12 protein-coding genes are annotated in these 8941 nt (G+C 49.4%); 1 reads left to right on the top strand and 11 read right to left on the bottom strand.

Annotation, left to right across the window (positions count from 1 at the left end; all coding sequences use genetic code 11):
* The 10 genes from K245_RS26005 to K245_RS28210 form a co-directional block, all read right to left on the bottom strand.
* A partial coding sequence (locus K245_RS26005; RefSeq protein ID WP_035278069.1) for a major capsid protein occupies positions 1-695 on the bottom strand: 695 nt, incomplete at its 3' end.
* Between the two features lie 69 nt (positions 696-764).
* A complete protein-coding gene (locus K245_RS0122110; RefSeq protein WP_027360882.1) occupies positions 765-1358 on the bottom strand; it encodes a hypothetical protein in 594 nt (197 codons plus the stop codon).
* Between the two features lie 58 nt (positions 1359-1416).
* On the bottom strand, positions 1417-2250 hold the full coding sequence (locus K245_RS27085; RefSeq protein WP_051284558.1) for a phage protease: 834 nt from the start codon (positions 2248-2250) through the stop codon (positions 1417-1419).
* Positions 2251-2390: 140 nt separating this feature from the next.
* Positions 2391-3704, bottom strand: a complete 1314-nt coding sequence (locus K245_RS27080) for a phage head morphogenesis protein (RefSeq protein WP_084156494.1) — start codon at positions 3702-3704, stop codon at positions 2391-2393.
* The gene (locus tag K245_RS0122095) at positions 3674-5245 is read right to left on the bottom strand and encodes a phage portal protein family protein (RefSeq protein ID WP_027360881.1); all 1572 of its coding nucleotides are present in this window, start codon (positions 5243-5245) and stop codon (positions 3674-3676) included. Before K245_RS0122095 ends, K245_RS27080 begins: the two co-directional genes overlap by 31 nt.
* Complete coding sequence (locus K245_RS25990) at positions 5238-6743, bottom strand: terminase large subunit domain-containing protein (protein WP_051284554.1); 1506 nt, start codon at positions 6741-6743, stop codon at positions 5238-5240. Before K245_RS25990 ends, K245_RS0122095 begins: the two co-directional genes overlap by 8 nt.
* Entirely contained in the window at positions 6740-7261 is a 522-nt protein-coding gene (locus tag K245_RS0122085) for a DUF3486 family protein (protein WP_027360880.1), read from the bottom strand. Before K245_RS0122085 ends, K245_RS25990 begins: the two co-directional genes overlap by 4 nt.
* 173 nt (positions 7262-7434) lie before the next feature.
* A complete protein-coding gene (locus K245_RS0122080; RefSeq protein WP_027360879.1) occupies positions 7435-7740 on the bottom strand; it encodes a hypothetical protein in 306 nt (101 codons plus the stop codon).
* Entirely contained in the window at positions 7734-8126 is a 393-nt protein-coding gene (locus K245_RS0122075) for a hypothetical protein (RefSeq protein WP_035278066.1), read from the bottom strand. Before K245_RS0122075 ends, K245_RS0122080 begins: the two co-directional genes overlap by 7 nt.
* A gap of 3 nt (positions 8127-8129) precedes the next feature.
* Complete coding sequence (locus K245_RS28210) at positions 8130-8294, bottom strand: hypothetical protein (RefSeq protein ID WP_198013967.1); 165 nt, start codon at positions 8292-8294, stop codon at positions 8130-8132.
* Between K245_RS28210 and K245_RS27965 the strand changes: the two genes are divergently transcribed.
* Positions 8293-8439 (top strand): hypothetical protein, encoded by a 147-nt coding sequence (locus tag K245_RS27965; RefSeq protein ID WP_156906889.1) that lies wholly within the window; start codon positions 8293-8295, stop codon positions 8437-8439. The two genes, K245_RS28210 and K245_RS27965, sit on opposite strands and share 2 nt — an antisense overlap.
* A gap of 291 nt (positions 8440-8730) precedes the next feature.
* Here the strand turns inward: K245_RS27965 and K245_RS25985 are convergent.
* Positions 8731-8941, bottom strand: a 211-nt coding sequence (locus K245_RS25985; RefSeq protein ID WP_035277388.1) for an ATP-binding protein, incomplete at its 5' end; no start/stop codon positions are given.

Below are 8941 nucleotides of genomic sequence, written 5' to 3'. Positions count from 1 at the left end.
GCTATATCAATACCCTGGTCTGTCACCCTGACATTCATATTGGCTGTGGACTTGAAAGCCTCGGCCAGTATCAGCAGCGTGCTGTATGCTTTTTTGCCTGCCCAGAAAACTATGTCTCCGTATCCATTGTCTTCTATGGCCTCTTTCATTGCGTCCAGAGTCTCGAACACATCCTTGATTCCTGCGTTCGAGGCATCCCAGAGTTTTGCAGGTGTTATTTCCGCCGGAGTGCCGTAATTGATTTCCCAGCTTTCCCATCCGCCTCCGTCAAGCTGCACAGGCCATACAATTCTGCCTGAAAGTGATCCGGCTGCGATTGCCTCTGTCGTAGCCCTGACAATCCTTCTGAGGTGATCTGTCTTGTTCTGGGCCCATGTTTCCTTGCTGCTCTGGCCCAGAAGCTTGAGGTTGTTCAGCTCTACGCCTGTAACTGTGACGTTAGGCCTTATCGGCAGAGGTTCGTACATTGCTGTGACGCTGGTGTCTTTTGTGACAGGAATGCTTGGCGCTCCGCGTCTAACAACTGGCATTGCCCTGACAACCGACTTGAGCATGTCCTCGCCCACAAATGGCAGGGGATGGTTTGGTCTGTTTGTGAATACCGTATCAATGACCGGCGTCTTGAGCGCCGGAAGCGCCTTTAAATATCTGATCAGAGCGTCTCTTGTGAAAAAACCTCTTAAATTCAAATCCATGGAGTTCTCCTTTGCGTTTTTGCCTTAAATTCCCTCTCACCCGAAGCTGTCGGAGAAGGGGTGTTACCGTTATCTCGCGTAAATGCGTCTGCGGATCATGGCTTTGATCATTGCCGCGTCAGGCTGTGCAGGGTTTGCGATACCTATCTTGAGGGCATCCTTCCTCACCTGGCCGAAATGCACGATATTGCCTGATGCCTGGAGAGCCGTGTCCACAGTTTCGGTAAGAACGCCGTCGATTGCTGTGATATAGCCTCCAGTTATGGCTACTCCGTTTGCAGGAGCTGCTGCACAGGTGATGCTCCATTTGCCGTCAATATGACCGATCTTGCCAGAGCCTCCAGCGCTTCCCGCAAGGACGCCTGGAGAAACCTCCCTAAAAGTTTCCGCCCCGGCAGTTATGCCAATGGAGCCTGGTTCGACAGGGAAACTTGCAAGAGTCCCGGAGAATGCTGTTAAAGACCCGTTTCCTGTGCCAAGAGCGGCTCCTGTAGCTTTTACAAGCGGAACCAGGACTCCGTCCGCGTTCTCTGTAACAAGAAGGCCCACAGGGTAAATCCCGTTGTTTGCTTTAAGCGGAGCAGAGAGGATAACAACCGGATCCCCGCTCAGAACGATCTCTTCTGTCCTGCTTGATTCGTATACTTTGCCGTTTATGGTCATGTTTTAACTCCTACAAAGATGTCACCCCTATGGGGTTATTTTCGGTTGAATTCATTTTTTACACCTTGCTTGTCAGGTCTTCAGGCAGAGCTGTTTCTTTTCCACCATCACCCGGATTTGAAAATTCGTTAAGCAGCCCGTTTTCAGGCAAAGTCCCCAGGAAATCGAAAAGATGATCTTGGAGAGTTTTTTTGCCAGTGCCTTTGGATAGTTCGATTTCATCGCCTGTTTTGCCGAGAGACAGGGCAACCGCTGTCAATACGTCTTTGCCAGCAGGCAGGATTCTGCCTTTTGAAATCAGCTCCTCAATCTTTGTTTCAACCGCTGTTTTTGAGGCTTCGTCTTTTATGGATGACAACTCTGTTTCTGCGGCTTTTTTCCCGTCTTCCGCTGTTTTGGCCCTGTCTTCAGCCGCTATTCTTGCCTTTTCTTCTTCGTCCAGTTTCTTTTTAAGCGCTTCTATGTCCATGCCTGCCTCCTGTTTTGATGACATTTCTATTGTTAAAGACTCTCCCTCCGAAAACTTCACATCAGCCAGACCAGGCACAGCCGGAGGAACAGCCCCCAGCAAGCCGACATGGCGCACAGTCTTTTTGTCTGCGGCAAGGGAAATGCTGACTTTCTTGTAATGGCCATTGTTTACGAGGGTCTTGACCACCTCCGGAACGTCTTTGAATCTGGCCATCAGAATATCGCCCTTGCGTTTGAACTCTTCGGCCCAGCCAAAAGCCGGATCAGAATCCTCTGGATGACCAAATACAAGCGGCGCAGGATTTTTTGCCGGGTCATAGTTTGCCGCTATGGCGTCCAGATCCGCCTCAGTAAATGAAACCGGCTTTCCTGACTTGGCTGTGAATGTTCCTGCTCTTAAAACCTCGATAAACTTACCCATTGCCTTTCCTCCGTTGAGGCGTTAAAATAATTAAAAACTGTCTCGGCATGAGGACTCGAAAATCGGCCTGGCGAGTCGGGATCCATCCTTGAAGGATGCTCCAATGGAGGGAATGGTCGTCCTCCCGTGCTGAGACATGCTCATAGAGTTACCTTCTTGTAGCGTGGATGGTTTTCAATATTATGGCTCTCAACCAAACCAGCCGTTGTAACGTGATTCGCAACTCCTTTGCCGACCTTCCTGTCTGTCCTGATAATCACTTTCACCAGTTCGTCTCCTGATCGTACCCAGATCATGATTACCGCCGGATCTTCCTGATCCAGATACCATTCAGCTGTTGCGAATCTGTCCGCAAGTTCGGCCACTTCATCCGGTGTTATGGCTTTTCCTCTTGCCTTTTTTGTTTCCCTGACAAGATGGGTGACCGCATGATCATCAATTACAACCAGAGCCAGCTGTGGCTGCTTTTCCATGTTGTTGCAGACCTTGAGCGGCAGATTGGCCATGGGATAAACCTCACCTTTCGGCTGCATGGATTCGATGACTCCTGCCACCCATTCTTTGTATCCCTGCTTCATTCGTTCACCCTCTGCCCAGGCAAGGGTCTGAAGGCTTTCAAGGTCTTCCTGTTTCAAATGCTTTTTGAGGCGCTTGAAGCACGAGGACTCTGAAAAATCCATCCAGTCATCAGGGCAGGCTCTTTCCAGAAACTTTTCAAGAAACCTCTGTTTCAGGGTCGCCGGATACTTTGAAAGATCAGGCTGATAATGCGCCTTTCCCGGATGAAAATTAAATCCCGGATCAGGTATAAGCGGCCTGGCTGGCATTTTTCTTCCTGTCTTTGGATCCACAGGCTCTATAAGTCCGGGCATGCCTGATTGAATCTCAAGGCCTTTTCGTTTGGCCTGGCCTTCACTCAGCGCCCTGACAGTGCATCTGCATCTGTAGCCATTTGGCGGATACCAGCTATCCCAGAACGGGTCATCATGGCGGTAAACCTGGCCATTTAGCGCAAGATGAGTCGGTCTTGTCCTTCTGTCTGACACGGCGCTGTACTGCCATAAGGGCATGTCGTCCGTGACCTGTGACATCTGCTTGAAGCGTCCGACCTGAAAGGCTGTCTGCACATTTGTCCTGAAGATGTTATCCACACGCCATGCCGACTTGCCAGTCCATCCTTTCTGCTCCCACAGATCAGAATGCTGTTTTTTCCAGGCTCCGAAGGACTGGCCTTCACTAATTGCCTTGCCTATGCTCTTGTAAAGATCCATAACCGTGTCCATATTGGACACCCCTGAAACAGCGAAGGCATTGACCTTTTGCTCGTTCCACAGATCTTTGAACTCAGCCGGTTTCATGGGAACCTTGGATTCCCAGAAGGCAATGGCCTCTTTAAAGGGCAGGGCTTCAGGCTTTGCCATTACTATTCCCTCCCTGCGGTAAAGCGTCCCCATAGATCAGCTGCTGCCATGGCCCTGGTCAGCACATCTTCCATTCCTTCAGCTCCCATGAGTTCAGGAAGCACCTGTTCAAGCCTTGCTTCCAGATCCTCAAAGGATTCTGCCTGGCTTATTATTTCTGATATTGCTTTTGCTATTCCGTGGGCGTTCGCAGCTTCGGGAATGAGTCCGTCCAGCATTTCATCAATTGCGATCTGGTCAGGATCGTCTTGTTCCTGAAACCCTGCGTCCTCATTTCTTGTCGAAAAATCGGAACCCGGTTCTTTTGAAGGCTTCTCTTCCGGCTTTTCTTCTTTTGCTGGCTTCTCTTCAACAGGAGTCCCGACTTCAATTTCATCATCTTTGTATCCATAATTGCGGGTGTAATAGACCTTGGTGAACTTTGCCCCTGTCTTTGATACTGCTTCGTCTATCTTTGCCCTTGACTCGTAATCCTCCGGATCGATGTATTTGAAAGTTGGAGACAGTGTTCCTTCAGGAGCGTTTATCTTTGTGTAAATCCAGGCCAGTTCCTGCCAGAAGGTTATGATCAGATGCTCATCAGCTTCCCTGAAATCGCCCAGAGCGTCGAAGCTGGTTTTTGATTCCGCGAAAGTGCCTGTCTTACCGCCTTCGTTGGTTATGGACTGGCCGTGCAAAACCCTTGCTATGGCTGTGTCGCACATGCGGATCAGGTCTGAGTGAATGTTGCCGCCCTTGTTATCAAGCGTATTAATCTCGACTTCCGTATTGCTTGAAACCACGGCCACGGCGTTCTGAACCATTGATGTAAGCTGAGACACGGCTGCTCTTCTGGCTTTTTCATCGCCGTTCACCTTGCCAATGACCCAGGGAATGCCAAACCTCTCGCAAAGAATTGTCCAGAACTTGATTCCGCCTTTCTTGATCGCTACAGGCCAGAAACATCTGGACAAAAGCCTGAGTCCATAAGGATTGACAGCGTCATGGAAATGTCTTGCCATGACCAGCTTGCCAAACTGGATTGGCTCATTTTCATTATTCCGGAGCACAGGCCTGTGGAAACCGTCAAACCCGAACCATTCAGCAGGCCTTGGTTTGATTTCTTTCAGCCTGAGACTCCCGCCACTTGGTTCCCATATAAGCTCACTAAAAGCCGTTCCATAATACGGAGCGTCCAGCATCTGGCTCATGATGTTGTAGAGATCTACGTTTTCAAGATCCTTTTCCAGGGCCTCGCAAATCCGGACAGCGTCGGGACTTGCCTCCAGGCCTTTTTTCGTTCCTGGCGTAAAGGCAAAATCACGTTTCTTGAGTGTTCCAAGCTTGCGGTTCTGGATACAGGAAAGCACCTTGTCGTCTGATGTAAGCGCCCGGAGTGCCATGATCCCGTCTCCGGTCTTTTGAAGCACGGGGTCAGGATCAGGCAGAATGCCAAACCATGAGGCTGGATCAAAACCGCCTAAAATGCCTGAACCGTTAAGTTCGGTCAGAAGTCCGGCACGTTCTGATGCATTATCTGAAAAGGAAATAAACTCTGTGGGGCTTACCCAGATGCCTTCAGTTCTGTTAGTCATTGTACCCCCTCAAAAGCCTGTCCGATTCACGCGGAAGGGCCGTCATAACCTCAATTACGTCAGACATTCCGTCCATTGTTCGTGAGGCAAAATATCCGAGAACAAAGGCAATCCCCGCGTCTCCGTGTCTTTTCTGTCCTTTTCCGTCTGTGCTTCTTTCCTGAATTCTGGGGACGCCCTTGATAATCTTGAACGCCCTCATATCCGCGAGAATGTCCTTGTCACCCGGAATATCGTAGATCGATCCGTCTTCCATTGCGGACTTGAACGGAGCCATGTTTTCCAGATACCAGCCCTCGGACAGCATCAGCTGAATGATTCTGCCGACTCCGTATCTCTGGGCCGCGACCTCGGCCAGGTACTGGCCATTGCCCCTCGCGTCCATTACTCCGCCGCAAAAGCCAGGCAAGCGGTCAACCAGATAAAAAAGGATCTGCTCCTGCTGCTTGAAAGGCATGTTTCTTATTTCAAGAACAAATGGAGACCGCCTTCTCAAGTCCTGCTCTATTATCAAAGGCGCTATGACTGTAAGGTCTCCGCTTCTGGCAAAGTCCTCGCCGAAAACGGTTTTTGAGTTCTTTGGTATTTTTGAAATCAGTGGAAGAAGCTCTTCCTCGCACCAGGCTGCAATGTCAGCGATTCTTTCTGGTTCAGGCTTAAGGGTGTATTCGTCAGTCCTTTCTACCCGCAGAACTGGCGTGTCCCTGTTCATTCTTGCCTCTATCAGGCTTATGGGCAGCCAGGTTCCGCCGCTCTTGCTTGGTATGCAGCAAAGTTCCTCGTCAGCCGCGTCTCCATAAAAATCCAGGAGGTTCTGACGCCAGACAGCTTCTGCTTCAGGACTCCATTTTTTCCCAAGCTTGATGCAGATTCTTTTGTAAATTCCGTCTTCCAGGGCCTCATCAAGGGTCACCCTGTGCAGGCTGTAAGGTTTTTTGCCTGACCTGACCTCTGTAATGACTTCGTTGAATTCGTTATCCACGCCGTTGTGTGTGGAAATAATGCGAACCTTGCCGCCCCACATCAAAAGAGCCATTGCCGCTTTCAGAAGTTCTCCGAGCTGTTCGTGGAAAGCAGCTTCATCTATGATAACCCGGCCCTGCTTGCCTCGAAGGTTGGCAGGTCTGGATGAAAGAGCCGTGATGCGCCAGCCGGAATCAAAACGAATTATAAAGGAAAGGATGGACTTGCTTTCATCGCCATCTTTAAAGACTTCCTCAGTTTCCTCGATTTCTCCGGCCGCGAGGTTGTAGAGCTTGGCCCACCAGGCGCAGTACAGAATGAACTCGTAAGCCATGTCCTTGTTGTAGCCGATGTACCAGGCATTCATGCCGGACTTGGCAGATGCCTCAAGCGTTGTTATTCCAGCCTCAGTCCATGAAATGCCTGTACGTCTGGACTTTTCTATGATGGCCACTTCTGACTGATCTTCGGCCCAGGCCTTCTGATATTGAACAAGCGGATCGGCAAGCGGATCAGTAATTTCGGTAATTGTCATGATGCTATCCCCAGTATCCTACGCTTGATCTCGTCCACGGTATCATCACTAAGACCGCCTTTTCTGGCTGCCTGGACAACTGTGGCCGCCGCTTCCTCTGCCTTTTTCTTTACCTCTGAAGCCCATTTCTTCTGGGTAACAGAAGCCCGGCCAAGTTCTGCCACTGCCCTTGCGAGGGAACCAAAATTCACTTTTGCAGGGTCAACTTCCAGATCTATAAGGACATTAAAAAGCTTGTCCTGAACCAGTCTCATGAGAGCATCGTTTACAGCACCTTCATCATCGGGTGAGGCATCGACAATAGCCTTGGCCTGTTCTGTTGAAAGTCTGACAGCCGCGAGTCTTTTTTCAAAATTCTGCCCGTATCTGTGGATAGCGCTCTTGCTGATCTGATATCCGCGCTCTTTAAGCTCATTTTCGAGCAGCTGATATCCGCTGAAATTCTTTTCAACCAGAGTCGTGTCCAGCCACTCTTTGACCGCCTGTGGCAAAATTTCTATGCTGCTGGGTTTGGGCATTATTCAAATCCATCCGAGAAGGTGTTTAAACACCGTTTAAAAACTCTTCACCCTGCCTTTTGAATACATCAGGGCGTCTTTTTCTTTTTTGGGCCTTAGAATCGATTTGGTTCGATTTCGCATTAAAGCCCTTCCTTGTATTAGTTCCCCCTTTCAAAGGGGGCCGGGGGGATTCAATAATATTTATTGGGCCTCGCGATGCCCGGCTCGCATTCAAGCGTATATTCGACCACATCAACCCCGTATCTGGTCAGATCTGCGAACCATCTTCCGCCCGGCTCTTTTTTCAGATTCACAAGCTTGCGGTCTTCCAGATAATCAAGCTCCCGCCTTAGCTCCAGTGCCGTGGCATCAGTATAAATACCCTGGATGGTGGCGAGCACAAGCTCCTCATAAGCGCCTATGGGCCTGGCGTTATTGAGGGTCAGGAGAATGTACCAGCGCATTGATTCTCTTCTGGTTTTTGCAGGATCTAACACTCGCGTAATCCTTTCAGTTGCAGGTTTTCTATTCTCATGGCCACGCCGTCGAGCTTGGCCTCGATTATCGTCTGGTTGCGGATATAGTCCTCACGCCGGACATATTCCCTGGAAATGACGTTCTGATATTTGAGAAAATCCTTCTCAAGGTTTTGCCAGCCCTTTGCTTCTTCCCGGAAGCTGATCATCAGGGTAGTGAACTTGTCTTCCCAGTTTTTGGCTGTTTCCGCCCTGATCGTCTCAAGGGCCACGAATCTCTGATCCAGCCGCTTGTCGGTCTGGGAAAGCAGTATTTTCCCGGCAGCGAACACAAAGCCTAAAAAAGACACCAGGAGCAGACCTATTCCAGACAGAAGCGGCCAGAATTCTATCGTTACAGAAGACATCGCTTATCCCTTCGCAAATGTGCCGATGAGGCCGACAATCCCGATCCCGGCAAGAACAATGGCCTCGGTTTGGTCTGGTGATATTTTTGCGCCGAGCGCTGTAGCTATCAAAACAAGCCCGCGCCATGTGGATGGCTCCTTCAATCTGTCGATGATGTACTGTTTCATGATCCCTCCATTGTCTTTTCTTAAATCTATAAAATGGATTTTCTGGCCTTGGCATGGTGTTGGTGTTCGCCATGAAAAAGAGACAGGGGATGGAGTAAGAGGAGAGTGGATAGTTGAAAGTGGAGAGTGGGAGATTGATAATTGATAGTTGAAAATTAAATGGCCGATGGCCTTCCGCACGTATTCCCTTTTTCAAAAATGAAAGGGAATTCTACAAGTATTCCCCCTTTTAAAGGGGGCAAGGGAGATTTAAACAAACTCCTTCTCCGACAGCTTCGGGGGAGAAGGCGGGGATGAGGGGGAAAACATGCTCGCATACGAAAACAAAGTAAGCCCTGAATTCAGGGCAAAAGCGAAAGAAATGGCTGAAAGGTGATCAACGACAATTATTTTTCCGTGTCAGCGACAGTTATAATTCCCGATCCAGTTTCCTAATTTAAGGCGCATTTTCCTCACTTTTTTCCTCGTTAATTTTCTGTTTTGACTTTTCCAGCCTGTAGCTTGGCAAGTTAAGTTCAAGAATGATGCTATGATGTACAAGTCTGTCAATGGCAGCGGCGGTAGTCATGGGATCCTTGAAAATCTGCTCCCATTTGGAAAAGGGAAGATTACTTGTGAGCATGACAGATCCACGTTCGTATCGATCT

Source organism: Desulforegula conservatrix Mb1Pa, assembly GCF_000426225.1.
Taxonomy (GTDB): domain Bacteria; phylum Desulfobacterota; class Desulfobacteria; order Desulfobacterales; family Desulforegulaceae; genus Desulforegula; species Desulforegula conservatrix.
The sequence above is the reverse complement of the archived record's forward strand: the minus strand, read 5'-3'. Positions and strand labels throughout refer to the sequence as shown.